The following is a 19,518-nucleotide window of genomic DNA, read 5'->3' on the forward strand; positions in this document are numbered from 1 at the left end:
GCGCCTTATTCGTCCGGCAGCAGGTCGAGCGCCTGCGTGTCCAGCTCGCTGCCGATTTCCGCAGCCTTCGATCGCTTGTCGTAGACGCAGATATGCGTGACGAAGCCGTTGGCGCCTTTCGGCCTGCCGGTCACCAGCGCCAGTCCGTAATGCTCGCTGCCGAAGGGATCGACCACGGCCCTTGCGTCGGCTACCGATGGGGCGGCGGCCTCCTTGCACTTGGCCTCCACATCCGCGGCAAATTCCTTCCACGCATCGTCCGAGGACGCCACCGCACTGCCTGCGGTCATCGCGACAAGCAGGGTTGTGAGAAGGCGGATATTATTCCTTTGCATCATTGGTTCCTTGCGGTCTGGTGCCTGCGCAAAGCTTGGTTCGATGCCGCGATGATCGGCGATTTCTGCCGCTGAAGCGAGACCTGAACGCGAGGCAAATTTTCCTCGGTGGCTGTCTTTTTTTGGCGTTTCAACCGTTGCCTCTGTCCGCTTCCGCTCCTATGTTCCGCCTCACCTGCCGATCCGCAATCTACTGCCAAGAGGAGACTACAATGGCTTTCGAATTGCCCGCACTCCCGTACGACTACGAAGCACTTGCGCCCTTCATGTCGAAGGAGACGCTGGAGTATCACCACGACAAGCACCACAAGGCTTACGTCGATAACGGCAACAAGCTCGCGGCTGAAGCAGGCATGGCCGACCTCTCGGTCGAAGAGGTCGTGAAGAAGTCCTTCGGCACCAACGCCGGCCTCTTCAACAATGCCGCCCAGCACTACAACCACATCCATTTCTGGAAGTGGATGAAGAAGGGCGGCGGCGGCAACAAGCTGCCGGGCAAGCTCGAAGCAGCCTTCAACTCCGACCTCGGCGGCTATGACAAGTTCAAGGCCGACTTCGCCAATGCCGGCGCCACGCAGTTCGGCTCCGGCTGGGCCTGGGTTTCCGTCAAGAACGGCAAGCTCGAGATATCCAAGACCCCGAACGGCGAAAACCCGCTCGTTCACGGCGCGACCCCGATCCTCGGCGTCGATGTCTGGGAGCATTCCTATTACATCGACTACCGCAACGCCCGCCCGAAGTATCTCGAAGCCTTCATCGACAGCCTGATCAACTGGGACTACGTCCTGGAGCGCTACGAAGCGGCAACGAAGTAAGCGGTCCCTCGCGATCCGTTTTCAGCACCCGGCGCCTTGCGACGCCGGGTGTTTTCGTTTGGGCTTCCTGCGTAGTTGAGGACTGGCTCCGGCCCGAAGCGGTCGTATGTCGCGAGATATCAATAGGGCACATGCTCCATCATGATTTGCGTGTGCAGCATCGGCGCCTCCGCTCCGAAATAGGTTTCCAGCAGCGGCAGAAAATCGTCCGACAGATAGAAATCCGTCAACGCACGATCGGCCAGCAGGCGGAACTCGGCGTCGTCGCGGCGTAGCGCTATCGCATAGGGTTCATGCGTAAGCAGGCGATCGCCGATCTCGAGCGAGGACGGATCGCGCGCCCGCGTGGCCAGGCTGATGAGCAGCACCTGATCGGCGATATAGGCATCGATCTTGTGATCCTCCAGCGCTGCAAGCCCGTCCTCGTGCGTCTCGAAATCGGCAAGCCTCGTTTCCGACACCTGGGTTGCCAGTGCCTCGCGCAGCGTCGCTGCCGTTGTCGTGCTTGCACGCACGCCGATTACGCGCGTGGATGCGACACGCCGGCTAACGGCGCGGACAGCGGGCTTGTCGAGGAAAAGAGTCTGCAGGTTGTTGGGCGAATCTTTGCGGAGCAGCGCGGTCGCCCCCGTCAGGAAGATTGGCTGTGAGAAGTCAACGACGTCCCGCCTCTTCAAATTGACGGTGATCGCACCGCAGAGCAGATCGACCTGTCCATTCTTCACCGCATCGAAGCCGTTGGCGAGCGTCATCTCGATGTATTCGCGCTTCAGTTGCGGAACCTGACGCTCTACTTCATCGGCGATCTTGCCGCAGAGATCGATGGCATATCCCGTCGGATTGGCGCCCGGCTTGCTGGAGGAGAAGGGCGCCTCGTCGGCGATATAGCCGATGCGCACGCTGCCGCGCTGGGTGAGCGTGTCCAGCGTCGCAGCGCCCGCCGCGAAAGCAGAAAGGCAAAGGGCAAGATTCACCAGCAGAAACCGTCTCAAGCACTTTGCCATAGGCATGATCCTCATCTCCGAAAAACGATGGCGATCTCAAAGGCGTACACGCAGACTATGGGCCGCCGGTCATTTGTCAACTGAGGACCCCTCGGCGATGCTGGAACTGACTGCCCCATCTTGAACCAGGGTTCGGCCTCGGATCACGTTTGGAGAACCGCTGTCTTGAACGTCGGCTTGTGCGTCGGTCAGTCGCCCATGACCGCTACTGGCGCAATGCGGCGCAGTGCGACGACGGCTTTTGGCCCAAAACGGTCATTCCCGAATCCAACGATAAAGGCCAGGAACCGCCACCTGCTATTACATATCAGCCTTGCATAATAAGTCGTATGCGTTTGCCTAAAATAAGATCATAAGGCGCGTAGCTTATGCACATGAGGGTCTTTATTGTGGATTGGGTCCCTATAGTCTTCGTTACGTTCAAGGTTCTCGCGTTAGGCACAGCCATGTTCTTCGCCATCAAGTGGCATTTCGATCAAGGGGACAAGGGGGAGAGGCGAGCGGTGCTACGCACGGGCGGCAAGATGGCCGCAGTCTTCGTGCTAGCGCTCCTAGGCGTGGGGCTAGTCACCTTCGTCCTTAGCAGGATGCTCGGTTTGGACTTGAGCTTCCCATGATGGCATCATTAACGTACCTAGGCCCCAGGGCTCCCGGAGGGCCGACGACACCTTCCATGTCATTACTCGGTCTCTAATGACATGGATTCTGGCTCCTCCCGTGGGCAAGCTTCTCCTGTGATCGGGAGGGTTTCAGATGGCGGGGTTTCAGTTCGCGCACATGAATTTCAGCCGGAAGGAAGACAAGGGAGCCGCACGAGCGACCTGAAGCTTACGTCTCCTATTGGCGCAAAGCAGCCAAACATAACCCGCCGTAGCCCGGCCTTGCACCCAGCAGCATTTGCCGAATAAAATGCCGCCATGGCTAAGCAGGTCCTCTTCATTCAAGGAGCCGGCGAAGGCGTCCACGATCGCTGGGACGATAAGCTCGTGGCGAGCCTTGAGCGCGAACTCGGCGAAAGCTATGCCGTCCGCTACCCCCGAATGCCCGGCGAGGACGATCCTAGTTACTCGGCCTGGAAGGTTGCGCTCATCGGAGAATTCGAATCCCTGGAGGACGGGGTAATTCTCGTCGGCCACTCGATTGGCGGCAGCATTATGATCCATGTGCTTGCCGAGCAGCCACCGAAACAAAGGTTCGACGGGCTGTTTGTCATCGCGGCACCCTTCATCGGAGAAGGCGGATGGCCGAGCGGTGATATCGACGACTGCAAGGACCTCTCAGAACGCCTTCCGCCCGGCGTTCCCGTCTATCTCTATCATGGCGCCGGCGATGCCGTGGTGCCGGCTGCCCATGTTTATCTCTATGCGAAAGCGATTCCGAACGCCGTGGTCCGCACGTTCGAGCGCAGGGATCACCAACTCAACAATGATATGAGCGAGGTCGCTCGGGATATCCGTTCACTCGGTTGAGCCGAATGCACCGGTCCGCAAAGCAACCAAACATACGCCCGCCATCGTCACATCCCTGTCACCCGTCAATCCTAAACGAGCCCCATGTCCTCTACCGAAAATCCCCTTTTTCGCTTTGGCATCATCGCCGACCCGCAATATGCCGCCCTCGCGCCCGATCTCGCGATGGACCGCTACTATGCCAACAGTCTCGCGAAGGTTTCCGAAGCCATCGCCGAATTCAACAAGGCCGATCTCGCTTTCGTCGTGACCCTTGGCGATATCATCGACGGGAATTGGGAAAGCTTCGACGCCATCCTGCCGCTTTACGACAAGCTCAGGCACGAGCGCCATTTCCTGCTCGGCAACCACGATTTCGCCGTCGCGAAGGACCATCTTGCCTCCGTCTTCGACAGGGTCGGCATGCGCGAGCCCTATTATGATTTCGCCGTCGGCGGCACCCGTTTCGTCATGCTCGACGGCAACGAGGTCAGCGTCTTTGCGCCGCCCGAGAACGACCCGCGCCGCGCGCTGGCGGATGAGCGGCTGAAGGCGCTGAGGGCACGAGGTGCGATCAATGCCAATCCCTGGAACGCCTCCCTGGGCGACGTGCAGTTCCTCTGGCTGCGGGCTGTCCTGAAGAGGGCCCAGGCCGCCGGCGAGCCCGTCATCGTCATGTGCCACTATCCGGTTTATCCGGAAAATGACCACAATATGTGGGATGCCGAGCGCATCGTGAGCCTGCTTGCCGAGCACGACAACGCGGTCGCCTATTTCTGCGGACACAACCACGTGGGCAATTATGGCCTAAACGGCGGCTGCCATTTCGTCAATTTCAAGGGCATGGTCGACACCGAAACGGAAAACACCTTCGCCATCGTCGAAGTCTTCGCCGACCGTCTGGAAATCCGCGGCTTCGGCCGCGAGGAAAGCCGCACGCTCGCGTTTTAGGCGACCGCCTGAAGCGGCTGGATCTTCATTTCCGTCACGTTGCGCTTCGGCGGCGTGCCGAACATGCGGGCGTATTCGCGGCTGAACTGCGAGGCGCTTTCATAGCCCACCTGATAGGCGGCGCTTGCGACGCTCAGGCCGTCCGAAACCATCAGGCGGCGCGCTTCCAGCAGCCGGAGATTCTTCTGGTATTGCAACGGCGTCATCGCCGTGAGCTGCTTGAAATGCTGGTGGAAGGAGGAGGGGCTCATCCGCGCCACGGCGGCAAGCTGCTCGATGCGCATGGGCTCGGCAAAGTTCTCCCTGAGCAGGTTGATCGCATCGGTCATCCGGCGCGCATGGCTGCCGGGCAGGGCGAGCTTGCTGACATCCGCGCCGTTCGGGCCAGTCAATAGCCAGTAGCAGATCTCGCGCATGATGGCCGGATAGAGGACGGGGATCGCCTTCGGCGTCTGCGTCAGGCGCACAAGCCGCAGCACGCAGTCGGCCAGCACGCCGTCGAAATCCTGTACGAAGACGCCGGCAGCACCGTCGCCCGAAGGCCGCGGAGGCTCTTCCATCGCCTCCATCACCTCGCGCAGGATCCCGGCATCGAAGTCGATGTTGAGGCCGATATAGGGTTCCTCCTCGCTCGCCTTGGTGATCTGCCCGAGGGCCGGCACCTCGAAGGTGACGACGAGCGACTGCATCTCGTGATAGTCGAAAGAGCGGTCGCCGACCATGATCTGCTTGGCGCCCTGGACGACGATGCAGATGGTCGGCCGGTAGATCATGTGATGGGGCATCACCGGCTGGCTGACCCGCGACACGGAGAGCGCCTCGACCGGCGTCTGGAAGCGGCCGTCCGCCGATCCGGCTGTGCTGTCGATATAGCTTTGGATTGCCTCTTTCAGCGCTTTCAGCATTCCTGAATTCTCCTTGCCGCCTACGGTCCGGCCGCTGAAACCATATGAGGCATGCGCGCGTTACCCGCAAGGCGGTTGGAGGAATAGGCAAGAAATTCGAGAGTTCCGGCATTCAAGAGGGCCGCCTCCCGGGCTTACTCTGCAGCCATCAACTCCGACAGAGGAAGAAAAGATGCCGAACGAAAATCAAGCAAAAACAGTATCCAGGGTTGCTATCGTCACCGGCGGCAGCCGGGGCCTGGGCCGCAACACCGCCGTCAATCTCGCAAAGCGCGGTGTCGATGTCATCTTCACCTATCGCACAAATCGGGCAGAAGCCGACGCCGCGGTCGCCGAGATCGAGGCGCTTGGCGCGAAGGCCATTGCGCTGCAGCTCGACACCGGGCGGATAGCCGACTTTAACGGCTTCGTGGGCCAGGTGAGAGATGCCCTGCAAGCCCTTGGCCAGACTCAGTTTCACTATCTGGTCAACAATGCGGGGGCCGGCCACCATGCCCCGATCGCCGAGATGACCGAGGACGCGTTCGACGAACTGGTCAACGTGCATTTCAAGGGCGTCTATTTCCTGGCGCAGAAGCTCCTGCCGCTGATGGCTGATGGCGGCCGCATCATCAACATATCGAGCGGACTTGCGCGCTTCACCGTACCCGGCATTTCCGCCTACGCCTCGATGAAGGGGGCGATCGAGGTTTTCACCCGCTATCTCGCAAAGGAATTGGGGCCGCGCGGGATCACCGCCAACACGGTCGCACCCGGCGCCATCCAGACGGATTTCAGTGGCGGTCTGGTGCGCGACAATCCGCAGTACAACAAGATGGTCGCCGACTCGACCGCGCTCGGCCGTGCCGGGATCGCCGATGATATCGGCCCGATGATCGCCTCGCTGCTGTCGGACGACAACCGCTGGGTCAACGGCCAGCGCATCGAGGTTTCCGGCGGCGCGAACCTTTGATGCCCTAGCCGGCCGCCGGAGGGGTGGCCCAGCCGTTCATCCACTCCTCCCGCAGCCGGTCGCCTTCGCCGCGGAAGAAGGCGGCCGCCGTTTCACAATGCTCGACCCGGTCGCTGCGGAAATTGCGGATCGCCTGCCGCAGCTCGCACCAGCCGACGATATTGGCATAGTGCGAATAGTAGATCAGCGCGATCGGGCGGACGGTGCGCTCGGTGGCGCGTCCGAGTTCGTCGCGATAGTCGAGCGCCAGCTTCTGCTCGTCGCGGATCGCCCGGCGCACCATGCCGAGATCGAAACCGGCTGGCGGTTGCGCCACGGTTCCCCAGGCAAATAGCGCCTTGTTCTCCATCGCCTGACGCAGCGGGCCGGGCACTGCGCCGGCGATCTTCTGGTTCACCCGCTTCGCCGCCTGCTTCAGCTCGGCATCGCCGGTTCGCTCGAGCAGCGCCAGCGACAGGACGATCGCCTCCATCTCCTCGATCGAAAACATCAGCGGCGGCAGGTCGAAGCCGGGTCGCATGATGTAGCCGATGCCGCGCCCGCCCTCGATTGGCACGCGCATCGCCTGGAGTGCTGCGATATCGCGATAGATGGAGCGCACGGTCACTTCCAGCGCATCGGCCATGGCCTGAGCCGTCATCGGCTTCTTCGCCAGCCGAAGAATCTGGATGATCTCGAATAGGCGCGCGGCCTTGCGCATTTTTGCCGGTCTCCACGAACGCTCCTGACAATACACTGTCAGTTGGCCTTGCGTATACCACCTGCCTATCGAATTGAAATAAAAGGCGGTTCGGAAGGCCGGTCGCCGAAATTTAAGGCAGACAACTGACATGACCTACACCGAAAACCTCTGGCTCTTCTTCACGCTTCTCTTCGGCATCATCATCGTGCCGGGCATGGACATGCTTTTCGTGCTCGCCAATTCGCTGACCGGCGGCCGAAGCCGTGGCATGGCGGCAACCGCCGGCATCATGGCCGGCGGGGCGGTGCATTCGCTTTACGGCGCAATCGGCGTCGGCATCCTCGCGAGCCTCATTCCCTCGCTGTTCAATCCGCTGCTCTTTCTGGGGGCGGCCTACATGATCTGGATCGGCTTCACGCTGATCCGCAGTTCCATCACGGTGAATGCGGTGGGCGAGGGAAGCCTGCGCTCCGGTTGGCGCGCCTTCCGGCAGGGTGCAATCACCTGCCTCATCAATCCGAAAGCCTACCTGTTCATGCTCGCCATCTACCCCCAGTTCCTGAAGCCGGCCTACGGGCCGATCTGGCTACAGGGGCTCGTCATGGGCGCAATGACGCTCGCCACGCAGTTCGCCATCTACGGCGCGGTGGCGCTGACGGCATCGCGAAGCAGGACGCTGCTGATTTCCAATCCGCAGGCAACGATCGTCGTCGGCCGCGTTGCCGGTGCGTTGCTGATCATCGTCTCCGTGCTGACCGCCTGGCATGGCTGGAAGATGGTGCAATAGGATGGAACGCCTCCGCCAGGAACGCGTGGAGGCGCGCCATTACCATTCTGAATTTGTTGTGATATCACCCACTTGTTACTTCGAGCCTTGAATATATTTGCCATCATGCGGCCGCGAATATGAGGCGCCGGCCTCCAAAGATCTCGGTATCAAAAGGAGTGAAGATATGAAATTCAAGGCAATTGCGGCGGGTGTCTTTCTTGTCGGCGTGGCGGTGACGGCGGTTTTCGCGCAGGACGGCACGCACGAAGCGCGCTCAGCGTTGATGAAGAAGAACGGTGCTGCCGCCGGCGCGCTGGCGGCGATCGCCAAAGGTGAAAAGCCCTACGACGCCGAGGTGATAAAGACGGCGCTGACGACGATCTCTCAAACGGCCAAGGTTTTCCCCGACCAGTTCAAGCCGGGCACGGAAACGGGCGACAAGGCCGCGAGCCCGAAGATCTGGCAGAACATGGATGACTTCAAGGCACGCTCCGCGAAGCTCGGAACCGACGCTGAGACGATCCTTGCCCAGCTTCCGGCCGACGCGGCCGGAGTCGGCGGTGCGCTGAAGACGCTCGGCGCCAATTGCGGCGGCTGTCACGAGATCTACCGCCTGAAGACAGAATAGCAAACAGACTATTCCCCTCCAATCCATCGGTCCGCGCCTGCCTTGCCGCCGGCGCGGACCGGTTTATCTTTAGCCGTTGCATCGGTAAAAAGAGGAAACGGCGCGTGGTCCGTAGATTCATCCGGTTTGTGCTCTGTCTCATCGGTGTCGTCGTTATTGGCGGTGCTGGTTTCTACTTCGTCACCGCGCCGAGCGCGCTGCCGGAAAGCCACTGGGCCAATCTCGGTGCGCCGGATCTGAAGAACGGCGAGCAGGTGTTCTGGACAGGCGGCTGCGTCAGTTGCCATGCGGCACCTGGTTCCGAAGGCGATGCAAAGCTCACGCTCGCAGGCGGCCTTGCGCTGAAAACGCCCTTCGGCACATTTCATACGCCGAATATTTCGCCGGACGAAAAGGCCGGCATCGGCTCGTGGACGCTGGCGGAGTTCGGCAATGCCATGAAGCGTGGCGTCGGCCCCGGCGGTCAGCACCTCTATCCGGCTTTTCCCTACGCCTCCTATACGCGCATGACCGACAAGGACATCAACGACCTTTTCGGTTACATCAAGACGCTGCCGAAGAGCCCCAATGTCGCGCCGCCGCACGAGCTGCCGTTCCCTTACAACATCCGGCTGGCGCTCGGCGGCTGGAAGTTGCTCTATCTGAACGACGCGCAACACGTCGCGCTCGCTAATCCGGACGACAAGCTGAAGCGCGGCCAGTATCTCGTCGAAGGCCCCGGCCATTGCGGCGAATGCCATACGCCGCGTGACGCGCTCGGCGGCCTCGAGAACGATATGTGGCTCGCGGGCGCTCCGAATCCGGACGGCCCGGGCCGCATCCCGGACATCACGCCAGGGTCCAAAGACGTCAGCTCCTGGAGCGAGGGCGATATCGCGAACTACCTCGAGACCGGCTTTACCCCGGACTTCGATACCGTCGGCGGTTCGATGGCCGAGGTCCAGAGGAACCTCGCGCACCTGCCGAAGAGCGACCTCGAGGCAATCGCCGCCTACCTCAAGGCCGTGCCGAAGCGGTGACGAGATGTTATCTGCGGGGCGAAGCGCATGCATTTATTCGCGCCAAGGTTATATTTAGAAAACAAAGGCTTAATCTTCCACGCCGATCAAAGAAATGCCGCATTGCAGCACAAGCCTAACCGCTGCTCTTCAATACCCCCTTTCGGCGATCTCATGTTCGTCGCTGACTGAAGCGCCCCCAGGCTTCCGAAGAAAAAGGATAGTTGAATGCACGGCATATCCCGCTCCAATGACCTTGAATCCGTCGCTCGCAAAGGCGGAAAGCTGCGCCGCATGGCAGTACGCATCCCGACCTATCTTGCCGATGTTCGGGAAAATCCGGCATGGTTGCCGATGTTCCTGTTGGCGCGCACCATACCGGGCCGCAGAGCTCACTGGCTTGCGGCCAAACAACCTCACGACAACGCCGATCTCCTGCCATCGATGTTTGAAGGCATCGAGTCCGCGGCCGTTGTCGATTCGTTGAAGGCGGAGGGGCTATTCTCCGGTCTTGTTCTTCCGGACGCCATTCACCGCGAAATCGCGAGATTCGCGAGCGAAACACCGTGCTTCGGTAACTTCGATCGCCGAATAGAATTTTTGGCTCCGCAGCACGGCGATACCGAAGCAAGGCACGGCCGGCCTATTCTCAGCGGTCACCACTTCGAACGCGCGTTGGATTGCGAAGCGGTCCTTGCGGTCCAGCGCGATCCGCTGCTTTCGGCTGTCGCAAGACAATATCTTGGCGCCCAGGCCCAACTGATTACCACGCGCATCTGGTGGAGTTTTCCGACGAAGGCCAGCGAAGCGGACCGGAGCCTGGCGTCGCTGGACAAATACCATTTCGACCTGGACGACTGGCGTATGCTGAAGTTCTTCTTCTACCTGGTCGATGTCGATGAAAACACCGGCCCGCATGTCTATGTCAAAGGGAGCCACAACCGCCGGCGGCTCAAACACCAGCTGACGCTTCTTGTCGGCCACCCGGCAGGTGAAATCCTCGATTTCTACGGACCGGACAACGCCGTGACGCTGACCGGAAAGGCGGGTCATGGTTTCGTCGAGGATCCTTTCGGCTTCCATATGGGAACCGTCGCGAAGGCGGCGCCGCGATTGATGATGGAAGTGGGATTTGGCGTGTCGAAACCTTCTCGCCGTCGGTTTCATGGCGAGCCCGTTATACGATGAATGAGCCTAAAGCATGTCTCCCGAAAGTGGGAACCGGTTTCGGGCGAAAGACATGCGTGAAAACAAAGAATTAAAGCGCGCTCAGCGAATCTAAAAGATCGCGACGCGCTTTAGGCCGCCTTCGGCTGATGTTCGGCACCGAACATCAACAGATATTGATCGAGGTCTTCGTTGCGGAAATCCAGTGCCCGGTAGATTTCGGCGGCAAAGGTGGTTGGCGCCGAGCCGGGAGCGGTGACCACCATTCCGCCGCGCACCGCAGTCGGCACGTCGTTGTAATGGGCGTGTCCGGAATAGCCGGGCAGATCGGTGATGAAGCGCAAGGCGTTGCTCGTATGGGCGGCATTGTTCAGCGCACCCGCCTTGGCGAGCGCCAGTGTCGCGCCGCAGATGCCCGCAACCAGCTTGCCGCGCGCCATGAAATCGTCGATGACAGGCTTCAGGTCCGGCGCTTTTTCGGTTTCCCATATCATGCCGCCGCAAAGCACGAGCCCGTCGAAAGCCTCGGCGCGCAGCGCTTCGGCCGCCGTATCGGGCGTCACGCGCAGGCCGCCCATGGAGCGCACTTCCGCACCGCCGGGCGATGCCGTCACCACGTCGAAACCGAACTCGGTACGGGCGGAAGCCGTCAGCTGCCCGACCTCCCAATCCGCGAAAGCCTCCGTCAGAACCACTGCAAGCCGTGTCATGCAATCTCTCCCTCGTAACCGGAACGGCAGGCGCTCAAGCCAGCGCCTGCATATAGCGCATGCCGGTCACCGGTCGAGGGGTGAAGTCCATATGCTGGTAGAAGCGATGCGCCTGGATGTTCCCGGTCGCGGCGCTGACCGAAAGGTAGTCGCAGCCGGCGGTCTTCGCCATTTCGCGGGCGCGGTTGACGAGATGGTGGCCGATACCGTGGCCGCGATGGCCGTCGCGGACGAAGAGGTGATGCAGGTCCATGCCGCGCTTGCCTTCCTGCGCCCTGTAGAGCGGCACGAGGATCGCGTAGCCGATCAGCCCTTCGGTGGTTTCTGCCACGAGCGCGGTAATCCAGGGAACGGGACCGAAGAGGTCGCGCTCCAGCTGTTCCGGCGTCGCCATGGCCGCATCGCCGTGATGGGCGGCAAGCAGGGCGATCATGTCGTTGAGTGCGGGCAGGTCCCGCGGCTTTGCGGCGCGGATGGTGACCACCGGCGGGCGGATCAGTGAGACTTCGCTGTCTTCGATTTCAATCATGGCCTTCGCGTCCTATCTGTGTTCTGCCGTCAGGACGCTGCCGATACAACAAAGCCGCCTGACGGCGGCTTGTTGACAATATGATCTGTCGGCCGCCCCTTACAGGTACAGCCAAAAATACGAGCGAGAGTGATGCGCGTTCTTGATCATGTGCGATAGATTCTCCAGAACGGCGCGTTTGTCAATGGGGTGTCATCAACGATGGATACTGTCCGTTAAGTTGTGTAACGTGGCGACGCAGCTTTATGTAGAAATCTCATTTTCCAGACGAACGCTTTTACGGAGGGGAATCATGCGTTTCGTTTCCAAGGAAGTTGACGGATATCGCATTTTCGCAGTTACCGGCGTCAACACTGTCTCATTCGCGATCGACTATGAGAACGCCGATACGAAAGGCCTCTTGGGTTTCGCGGTCGAGCGATACGACCCGACGGAAAATCAGCGCTATTTCGTCTACGGCATGAAGGTCTTCGCGAGCGTCATCCAGCAGCCGGACGAGAAGACGGTCGTCACCACCTACGATCATCCGGTGCAGAGTTTCGTCTGGGACGATTTCACCGCGAAGCCCGACCGGCGCTACGAATATTTCTTCTACCCGCTGAAAGGCGAGCCGAAGAACATCGACCGCAGCGCGTCGCCCGTGAAGATCGCCGTCAAGACGGAGCCGCTTTTCACAGATCTCGAGCACGACATCTTCTTCAACCGCGGCGTCGCCAGCAGCCAGGCCTATCAGCGCCGTTTCGGCAACCACAAGCCTGACGACCTGAAGCCGGCGGAGAAGCGTCTTGAAGCGTTGCAATGGCTGAGCCGCGACCTCGACGAGGCGCTCTTCAGGTTTATCGATCAGGCGCAGACCGGCGATACGCTCCTCGGATGTTTCTACGAATTTCGCTACCTGCCGGTCGCCGAACGTCTCAAGGCCGCCATCGATCGCGGCGTCACGGTCAAGCTCATCCTTGACGCGAAGATCAACGAATACACCGACAAGAAGGGCAAGTTCCATCCAAGCTTTCCGCGCGAGGACAACAAGGCTACCGTCGAAAAGGCCAGGTTGCCTGCGACGGCGATTGCCCGCCGGCGAGAAAACAACCCGAACAACATCCAGCACAACAAGTTCCTGGTCCTGCTGAAAGGCGCCGCGCAGGAACCAAAGGAAGTCTGGACCGGCTCGACCAACATGTCGATGGGCGGCATCCATGGGCAGACGAATGTCGGCCATTGGGTGCGCAACACGGATGTTGCAGTGGCCTTCAAAGCCTACTGGGAAGTTCTCGTGGATGATCCTGGGGCGGTGGAGGGCGAAACGAGACCCGTATCCGATGCCAAGCGCAAGGCCTATCGCGACGCCGTGATGGCACTGGCGGTGGTTCCCGCGGACTGGGAGGATATTCCGGCCGGCGTATCGAGCGTTTTCAGTCCGCGTTCGGGAAGCAAGGTGCTCGACATGTATGTCGATGCGCTGGATTCCGCCACCGACTACGGCGGCATCACCCTCGCTTTCGGCATCAACAAGAAATTCAAGGCTGCACTTGTCGACAACACCGCAGCCAACATGCCGCAGCGTCCCGTGCTCTTTCTGCTTCTGGAAAAACAGGACAAGCCCAATCCCCGCGCCAGCGATCCTTTCGTGCCGCTAAATGCGAAACAGAACGTCTATCAGGCCTGGGGATCGTTCCTGCGCGATCCGGTCTATCAGTGGACGCGGGAAACCAATGCGCGAGCCCTGGAGCTCAATCAGCATGTGGCCTACGTCCACTCGAAGTTTCTGCTAAAGGATCCGCTCGGCCCCGATCCGATCGTCATCACCGGTTCGGCGAATTTCTCCGAGGATTCCACCAACAGCAACGACGAGAACATGCTCTTGATCCGCGGCAGCGAACGCGTTGCCGACATCTACTTCACCGAGTTCAACCGCCTGTTCAACCACTATTATTTCCGGTCGATCCAGGAGGTCATGGCCGGGCGGAGCGATGGCCAGGCGAATGCCTCGGCCGACGGCAGCGCAAGCCTCTTTCTGGACGAGAGCGAAACCCGGGAGTGGCTGAAGAAATACAAGCCTGGCACGCTGCGCTGGAAGCGCGTGCAGGTGTTCACCAAAATGGCGGGTGCGAAGACGCTGTAGCGGGTTGACGGGGCGATTGCCGGCAGCGTCATAGCGGTCGTGCTCCCCTTCTCCCCAGTTGCGGGAAGGGGATATTGCCGCCGGGAACACGCAAGTTTCACTTCCCTTTTTCGGCGGAATATACTATACCCCCCTATATTAAATTGAAGGCTGCCATGTCCCACACGACCCACCAGAAGAAGAAGCTCATCGCCCGCGTCAGCCGTCTCAAGGGGCAACTCGAGGCCGTCGAAAGGGCGTTGGAGGCCGAGCGTCCCTGCGGCGACATCCTGCAGCTGCTGGCCTCGATCCGCGGCGCGCTGAACGGGCTGACGGGCGAGGTGCTGGACGATCACCTGCACGAACACGTGCTGCAGGCCGCCGACGAAGCGGCGCGGACACAGGCGGTCGGGGAAATTTCGGAAGTGCTGCGGACCTACATCCGCTGACGGGAATCGAAGGAGCGCGCGATGAGCGCACGAATGCTGGAACATGAACACGTCTTCCTCGGGGCCGACCACGAGCGCAACGAGCGCCGCGTCTGGTTCGTGATCGCCCTGACGGCGGTGATGATGGTCGTCGAAATCGGCGCCGGCACATATTACGGCTCCATGGCGCTCGTCGCTGACGGCTGGCATATGTCGACGCACGCAAGCGCGCTTCTGATCTCCGCCGTTGCCTATCTCTATGCACGCAGGCAGGCGCGCAATCCCCGGTTCACCTTCGGCACCGGCAAGCTCGGCGATCTGGCGGGATTTGCGAGCGCCATCATTCTCGCCATGATCGCGCTGCTGATGGCCTGGGAGAGCTTCGTGCGCATCACCCATCCGGTGCCGATCAGCTTCGCGCAGGCCATCGGCGTTGCCGTCGTCGGTCTCGCGGTCAATCTTGCCAGCGCCTGGCTGCTCAAGGACGACCACCATCACCACGGTCACGATCATGGTCACAGCCACCATCATGACCATCATCATCACGGCGACCACGCCCACCATGGCGGGGCAGCCGACAACAATCTGCGCGCCGCCTACATCCATGTCATCGCCGATGCGCTGACCTCGGTGCTCGCGATTGCCGCGCTGTCTTTCGGCAGCATCTACGGCTGGCTTTGGCTCGATCCGCTGATGGGGATTGTCGGTGGCATTATCATCGCACAGTGGTCCTGGGGCCTGATGAAGTCCTCCGGCCGCGTGCTTCTCGATGTGATTGCCGATGGGGAAGATCTCCCCGACGAAATCCGCCAGGTGATCGAAGCCGGCGGCGACCGGATCACGGACCTGCATGTCTGGCAAGTCGGTCCCGGCCACCACGCCGCCATCGTCGCCGTCACAACCTCCGAGTCGCGCGAGCCCGCCTTCTATCGGGCGAAGCTGGAAGAGCTCCATGAGCTTTCGCATGTCACCGTCGAGGTCACCCAGCTGCAGGCGGCTTGATTGAGCGCATGTGACGACAAGGCGCCACAATCGGCGCCTAGCTCTTTGGCTGTTGATTCTGCCGGAGGGATTTCATGAAAGAATTTTCGATCCGTCGTCGCACGCTTTTGGGTGCGGCGATGCTCTTTCCAGCACTGGGCCTTTCCCCTTTCGCCGATGCTACCGAGAGCGATGAGGACATCGATCGCCGATTTGCGGACCTCGAGAAGCGCACCGGCGGCAGGCTCGGCGTTTCCGTCATCGATACGGAGACGAATATCACGCTCGGCTTTCGCCAGACCGAGCGCTTCCCCATGTGCAGCACCTTCAAGGTCCTCGCCTCGGCCATGGTGCTATCACGCGTCGACAAGGGAGCGGAAAACCTCGAGCGCCGCGTGATCTATGATCAAGGCAAGCTCGTTTCCTATTCGCCGGAGACGGAAAAACACGTCGGCGGCGAGGGCATGAGCGTCGGCGAGCTCTGCAAGGCGGCCATCACCCTCAGCGACAATACCGCCGGCAATCTGCTGCTGGAAAGCTTCGGCGGCCCGGAGGCGCTGACCAAGTGGCTGCGCTCGATCGGCGACAGCTCGACCCGCCTCGATCGCTGGGAGACGGCCCTCAACGAGGGAAAGAAGGACGACCCGCGCGACACGACAACCCCTGACGCAATGCTCGACACGCTCGGAAACGTCGCGCTCGGCTCGGTGCTTTCCGAGCCGTCGCGCGCAACGCTGATCGACTGGATGGTGGCGAGCACCACCGGCGGGGCGCGCCTGCGCGCCGGCTTGCCGGATGGCTGGAAGGTGGGGGACAAGACCGGCACCGGCTCCGGCGGCACGGCCGCGGACGTTGCCATCATCTGGCCGAACGATCGCGGTCCCATTCTCGTGACGGCCTACGTGGCGGAGGCAACTGCGCCGGTAAACGAGCTGAACCCCGTTTTTGCCGAGGTCGCGAAGATCGTCGCGAGCATGGCAGGATAATCAGGAAATTCAGAAAGATACGGCGGTGAGGTGAATCTCCGCCGCATCGGCTTGAATCAAAATCTCAGGTGAAAACCGAACTCAGGCGTTCTGCGCGTCGGTATTCGACGCGGTCTGCGGCACGTCCGAGGTTGCCGAATTGCTGTCGCCGCCGTCGATGCCGGTCAGCTCGCGCTTGATGGCGTCGGCGATCTGCTTTTCGACTGCGGCACGCTCTTCCGGCGGCATCGCCTTCAGGCTGTTCTCGTCGAGGCCGAGCTGGTCGAGGATCCGTTTACGGATCATCTCTGCCGGCGACATGTTCGCATATTCCGAGAAGTCGCTGACAAGCTGGTCGTGACGCGCCTTCGCCTCGCGATCCGCGTCCGTTTCCTCGGCAATCGTCGTATCGCCGGCCGGCTGCATGTCCCACATGGCCTTGGAGAGCGAAGGCGGCGTATAGGCAGGCTCGGGACCGGTACCGCTTCGGGCAACACCCATGTCGAAATCCCCGCCTTGCTGGGTCTTGGACTGGCTCTGCTGCGCAAAAAGGCTGCCAAGTCCGTAATAGCTCGAAATGCTGTCACCGATCTTCATGAAAATTCTCCCCTCGAAAAATTTCGAGGGGAGATTGTACCCGCGAGCCTGCCCGGAGCTTGCGCGCGGCGCCGGAGCGGCAGAAAGCGGCGCTCATCTCTTCCCTCGACGGGAAAAGAGATGAGCCCCTTACGGCAGCGTATAAGCAATCACATAGTCACCGGGCTTCGTTCCCACCGATCCATGCCCGCCAGCGACCATCACGACATACTGCTTGTTGTCGCTGGTCGTATAGGTCATCGGCGTTGCCTGACCGCCGGCCGGAAGCCGGGCTTCCCACAGCTGGCGGCCGTTGGTGGCGTCGTAGGCGCGCAGGTAATCGTCGACGGCAGCGCCGAGGAAGGCGACGCCGCCCTTGGTGAGCATCGGCCCGCCGATGCCCGGCACGCCGACCTTGAAGGGCAGCGGCAGAGGCGTCATATCGTGCACCGTGCCGTTCTTGTGCATGTAGGCGATCTTGCCAGTCCTCAGATCCACGCCCGCGACATAGCCCCATGGCGGCGCCTGGCAGGGGATTTGCAGCGGGCCGAGGAATGGCCCCATGAAAACGCCATAGGGCGCTCCGTCATTGCGGTTCAAACCCTGTTCGCTGCCCTTTTCGTCCTGACCCCTCGGCGGGATGTCGGCGGCAGGCACCAGCCGCGACGTGAAGGCGAGATAGGTCGGCATGCCGAACATGATCTGCCGCTCCGGATCGACCGCGACGCTGCCCCAGTTGAACGTGCCGAAATTGCCCGGATAGATGATCGAGCCGACAAGCGACGGAGGCGTATAGCGGCCCTCATACTTGTAGCGGTGGAACTCGATGCGGCAAGCGAGCTGGTCGAACAGCGTGACCCCCCACATATCCTTTTCCTTCAGCGGATCGGGCGTGAAGGTGAGGTCCGAGATCGGCTGAGTCGGCGCCGTATGGTCCTCTGGAATTGCGCCTGATGGTGCGGGGATTTCCTTCACGGGAAAGATCGGCTCGCCGCTGCGCCGGTCAAGCACATAAAGGTCCCCCTGTTTCGTCGGCGCGACGAGCGCAGGCACGACGCTGCCGTCCGGCTTCGTCATGTCGAAGAGCACGGGCTGGGCCGGAACGTCCATGTCCCAGAGATCATGGTGGACGAACTGCCTCACCCATTTCACCTGGCCGGTATTGATGTCGAGCGCCACCACCGAGGAGGAGAACTTCTCGACATTGGCGCTCCGGTTCATGCCGAGCTGGTCCGGCACCTGGTTGCCGAGCGGAACAAAGATCATGCCAAGCCCTTCGTCGACGCTGGAGACGGACCAGCTGTTCGGTGAGTTGGTCACGTAGGTCTGGCCTTCGGGCAAAGGGGTGGTCTGGTCGGGATTGCCGGAGTCCCAGTTCCAGATGAGAGCGCCGGTATTGATGTCGAAGGCCCGGATGACGCCGGACTGCTCCGTGGTCGAATAGTTGTCGTTGACAGCCCCGCCGACGATGATCTTGCCGGCGACAGCAACCGGCGGCGAGGTCGAATAGTAATAGCCGGCCGGATTGTATTTCATGCCGGTCTCGAGATGCAGCGTGCCCTTGTCGGCGAAGTTTTCGCACACCTTGCCGTTGGCCGCGTCAAGCGCGATCAATCGGGCATCCGAAGTCGGCAGATAGACGCGCTCGGCGCAGGGCTTGCCGGCTGAGGTTGCCGGATCGGCATAGTAGGTCACCCCACGGCAGGTCTGGTGCTGACGGTCGGGGTTCAAGCCGGAATTGGAATCGTATTTCCACTTCTCCTTCCCGGTCTTCGCGTCGAGCGCGATCGCCCAGTTGTGCGGCGTGCAAAGGTAGAGCGTGTCGCCGACCTTCAGCGGCGTCACCTGATAGGTGGTCTCGCCGATATCGCCGGGCTGCTTGACGTCGCCGGTCTGGTACTGCCAGGCGACCTTGAGGTCCTTGACATTGTCCTTGTTGATCTGGTCGAGCGGCGAGTAGCGCTGGCCGAAAGGCGTGCGGCCATATTGATGCCACTCGCCATCCGGCACATTGCCTCCGAAGGGCGGGGCGGCCGCCACGACCCCACTCGGCAGATCGCCGGCAAGGCTGTGCGGATCGGTGGTCATCGAATAGCCGGCAACGAGAACGGCGATAATGACGGGCACGGCGAGCGGCCAGGGATTGGCTGGGTAGGGAAGGCCGCTCGGGCTCGAAAACCCGAGCGGCCGCCGGATCCACGGTGTCAGCAACCAGAGGCCGAGCAGGATGATGAGGCCACCGCGCGGACCGAGCTGCCACCAGTCGAAGCCGACCTCCCACACCGCCCAGATGAGCGCGACGACAACCAGCGCCGCATAGACCCAGAGTGCTGCGGCCCTGCGCAAAAGGAGAAGCGCGGCCGTCGCAATGAACATCAAGCCTGCAAACAGGTAAAAGACGCTGCCGCCGAGCGTCACGAGCCACAGCCCGCCGCCGCCGAGCGCCAGTCCAATGATGAGAAAAAGGATGGAAGTAATGACGATTGCCATAAAGCCGGTCTCCCGCTGAGGTGAGCTGGGCATGGTGGACCGCGGACAATGCCGCAGAATCAGCCACTTAGGGCGGCGGACATG

The 19,518-nt window shown here is 61.2% G+C and carries 21 protein-coding genes; 13 read left to right on the plus strand and 8 right to left on the minus strand.

Annotated elements, in window-relative coordinates:
• Window positions 1-5: 5 nt before the first annotated feature.
• Complete coding sequence (locus tag HGP14_RS05195) at window positions 6-335, minus strand: hypothetical protein (protein WP_168828806.1); 330 nt, start codon at window positions 333-335, stop codon at window positions 6-8.
• A gap of 212 nt (window positions 336-547) precedes the next feature.
• Between HGP14_RS05195 and HGP14_RS05200 the strand changes: the two genes are divergently transcribed.
• Complete coding sequence (locus HGP14_RS05200; protein WP_168828807.1) at window positions 548-1,150, plus strand: superoxide dismutase; 603 nt, start codon at window positions 548-550, stop codon at window positions 1,148-1,150.
• A 119-nt stretch (window positions 1,151-1,269) separates the two neighbouring features.
• Here HGP14_RS05200 and HGP14_RS05205 read toward each other — a convergent pair whose 3' ends face one another.
• Window positions 1,270-2,154, minus strand: a complete 885-nt coding sequence (locus HGP14_RS05205) for an amino acid ABC transporter substrate-binding protein (protein WP_168829590.1) — start codon at window positions 2,152-2,154, stop codon at window positions 1,270-1,272.
• A 368-nt stretch (window positions 2,155-2,522) separates the two neighbouring features.
• On the opposite strand from HGP14_RS05205, the gene HGP14_RS35395 reads away from it, so the two are divergent.
• The 3 genes from HGP14_RS35395 to HGP14_RS05220 all read left to right on the plus strand — a co-directional run bounded on the left by HGP14_RS35395 (window position 2,523) and on the right by HGP14_RS05220 (window position 4,553).
• Window positions 2,523-2,771, plus strand: a complete 249-nt coding sequence (locus tag HGP14_RS35395) for a hypothetical protein (protein ID WP_246704367.1) — start codon at window positions 2,523-2,525, stop codon at window positions 2,769-2,771.
• Window positions 2,772-3,071: 300 nt separating this feature from the next.
• Window positions 3,072-3,623 (plus strand): alpha/beta fold hydrolase, encoded by a 552-nt coding sequence (locus tag HGP14_RS05215; protein ID WP_168828808.1) that lies wholly within the window; start codon window positions 3,072-3,074, stop codon window positions 3,621-3,623.
• Window positions 3,624-3,707: 84 nt separating this feature from the next.
• Window positions 3,708-4,553 carry a metallophosphoesterase gene (locus HGP14_RS05220; RefSeq protein WP_168828809.1) on the plus strand — a complete coding sequence of 282 codons (846 nt, stop codon included), beginning with the start codon at window positions 3,708-3,710 and terminating at the stop codon, window positions 4,551-4,553.
• Here the strand turns inward: HGP14_RS05220 and HGP14_RS05225 are convergent.
• A complete protein-coding gene (locus HGP14_RS05225) occupies window positions 4,550-5,458 on the minus strand; it encodes an AraC family transcriptional regulator (RefSeq protein ID WP_168828810.1) in 909 nt (302 codons plus the stop codon). The genes HGP14_RS05220 and HGP14_RS05225 overlap by 4 nt on opposite strands.
• A 172-nt stretch (window positions 5,459-5,630) precedes the next feature.
• Here HGP14_RS05225 and HGP14_RS05230 point away from each other — a divergent pair, with 172 nt between their 5' ends.
• Entirely contained in the window at window positions 5,631-6,410 is a 780-nt protein-coding gene (locus HGP14_RS05230; protein WP_168828811.1) for an SDR family NAD(P)-dependent oxidoreductase, read from the plus strand.
• 4 nt (window positions 6,411-6,414) lie between these two features.
• On the opposite strand, the gene HGP14_RS05235 is transcribed toward HGP14_RS05230, so the two are convergent.
• Window positions 6,415-7,110: a YafY family protein gene (locus tag HGP14_RS05235; RefSeq protein WP_168828812.1), complete on the minus strand. Its 696-nt coding sequence runs from the start codon at window positions 7,108-7,110 to the stop codon at window positions 6,415-6,417.
• A 130-nt stretch (window positions 7,111-7,240) separates the two neighbouring features.
• Here HGP14_RS05235 and HGP14_RS05240 point away from each other — a divergent pair, with 130 nt between their 5' ends.
• The 4 genes from HGP14_RS05240 to HGP14_RS05255 all read left to right on the plus strand — a co-directional run bounded on the left by HGP14_RS05240 (window position 7,241) and on the right by HGP14_RS05255 (window position 10,675).
• A complete protein-coding gene (locus tag HGP14_RS05240) occupies window positions 7,241-7,879 on the plus strand; it encodes a LysE family translocator (RefSeq protein ID WP_168828813.1) in 639 nt (212 codons plus the stop codon).
• Between the two features lie 166 nt (window positions 7,880-8,045).
• Complete coding sequence (locus tag HGP14_RS05245; RefSeq protein WP_168828814.1) at window positions 8,046-8,489, plus strand: cytochrome c; 444 nt, start codon at window positions 8,046-8,048, stop codon at window positions 8,487-8,489.
• A gap of 104 nt (window positions 8,490-8,593) precedes the next feature.
• A complete protein-coding gene (locus HGP14_RS05250; RefSeq protein ID WP_168828815.1) occupies window positions 8,594-9,508 on the plus strand; it encodes a cytochrome c in 915 nt (304 codons plus the stop codon).
• Window positions 9,509-9,715: 207 nt separating this feature from the next.
• Window positions 9,716-10,675, plus strand: coding sequence for a hypothetical protein (locus tag HGP14_RS05255; protein WP_168828816.1), 960 nt, complete (start codon window positions 9,716-9,718; stop codon window positions 10,673-10,675).
• A gap of 110 nt (window positions 10,676-10,785) precedes the next feature.
• Here the strand turns inward: HGP14_RS05255 and HGP14_RS05260 are convergent, their stop codons facing one another.
• Window positions 10,786-11,364, minus strand: a complete 579-nt coding sequence (locus HGP14_RS05260; RefSeq protein ID WP_168828817.1) for a type 1 glutamine amidotransferase family protein — start codon at window positions 11,362-11,364, stop codon at window positions 10,786-10,788.
• 34 nt (window positions 11,365-11,398) lie between these two features.
• On the minus strand, window positions 11,399-11,893 hold the full coding sequence (locus HGP14_RS05265; protein WP_168828818.1) for a GNAT family N-acetyltransferase: 495 nt from the start codon (window positions 11,891-11,893) through the stop codon (window positions 11,399-11,401).
• A gap of 292 nt (window positions 11,894-12,185) precedes the next feature.
• Between HGP14_RS05265 and HGP14_RS05270 the strand changes: the two genes are divergently transcribed.
• The 4 genes from HGP14_RS05270 to bla all read left to right on the plus strand — a co-directional run bounded on the left by HGP14_RS05270 (window position 12,186) and on the right by bla (window position 16,389).
• Window positions 12,186-14,015, plus strand: a complete 1,830-nt coding sequence (locus HGP14_RS05270; protein WP_168828819.1) for a phospholipase D-like domain-containing protein — start codon at window positions 12,186-12,188, stop codon at window positions 14,013-14,015.
• Window positions 14,016-14,170: 155 nt separating this feature from the next.
• On the plus strand, window positions 14,171-14,443 hold the full coding sequence (gene dmeR / locus HGP14_RS05275) for a Ni(II)/Co(II)-sensing transcriptional repressor DmeR (RefSeq protein WP_168828820.1): 273 nt from the start codon (window positions 14,171-14,173) through the stop codon (window positions 14,441-14,443).
• Window positions 14,444-14,464: 21 nt separating this feature from the next.
• Window positions 14,465-15,424 carry a CDF family Co(II)/Ni(II) efflux transporter DmeF gene (dmeF, locus tag HGP14_RS05280; protein ID WP_168828821.1) on the plus strand — a complete coding sequence of 320 codons (960 nt, stop codon included), beginning with the start codon at window positions 14,465-14,467 and terminating at the stop codon, window positions 15,422-15,424.
• A gap of 74 nt (window positions 15,425-15,498) precedes the next feature.
• Window positions 15,499-16,389, plus strand: a complete 891-nt coding sequence (gene bla, locus HGP14_RS05285; RefSeq protein WP_168828822.1) for a class A beta-lactamase — start codon at window positions 15,499-15,501, stop codon at window positions 16,387-16,389.
• Window positions 16,390-16,470: 81 nt separating this feature from the next.
• Here bla and HGP14_RS05290 read toward each other — a convergent pair whose 3' ends face one another.
• Window positions 16,471-16,965: a hypothetical protein gene (locus HGP14_RS05290; protein WP_205927045.1), complete on the minus strand. Its 495-nt coding sequence runs from the start codon at window positions 16,963-16,965 to the stop codon at window positions 16,471-16,473.
• Between the two features lie 129 nt (window positions 16,966-17,094).
• The gene (locus HGP14_RS05295; protein ID WP_168828823.1) at window positions 17,095-19,434 is read right to left on the minus strand and encodes a glucose/quinate/shikimate family membrane-bound PQQ-dependent dehydrogenase; all 2,340 of its coding nucleotides are present in this window, start codon (window positions 19,432-19,434) and stop codon (window positions 17,095-17,097) included.
• Window positions 19,435-19,518: the final 84 nt, after the last annotated feature.

It is taken from the genome of Rhizobium sp. P32RR-XVIII, assembly GCF_012641395.1.
Lineage (GTDB): Bacteria > Pseudomonadota > Alphaproteobacteria > Rhizobiales > Rhizobiaceae > Rhizobium.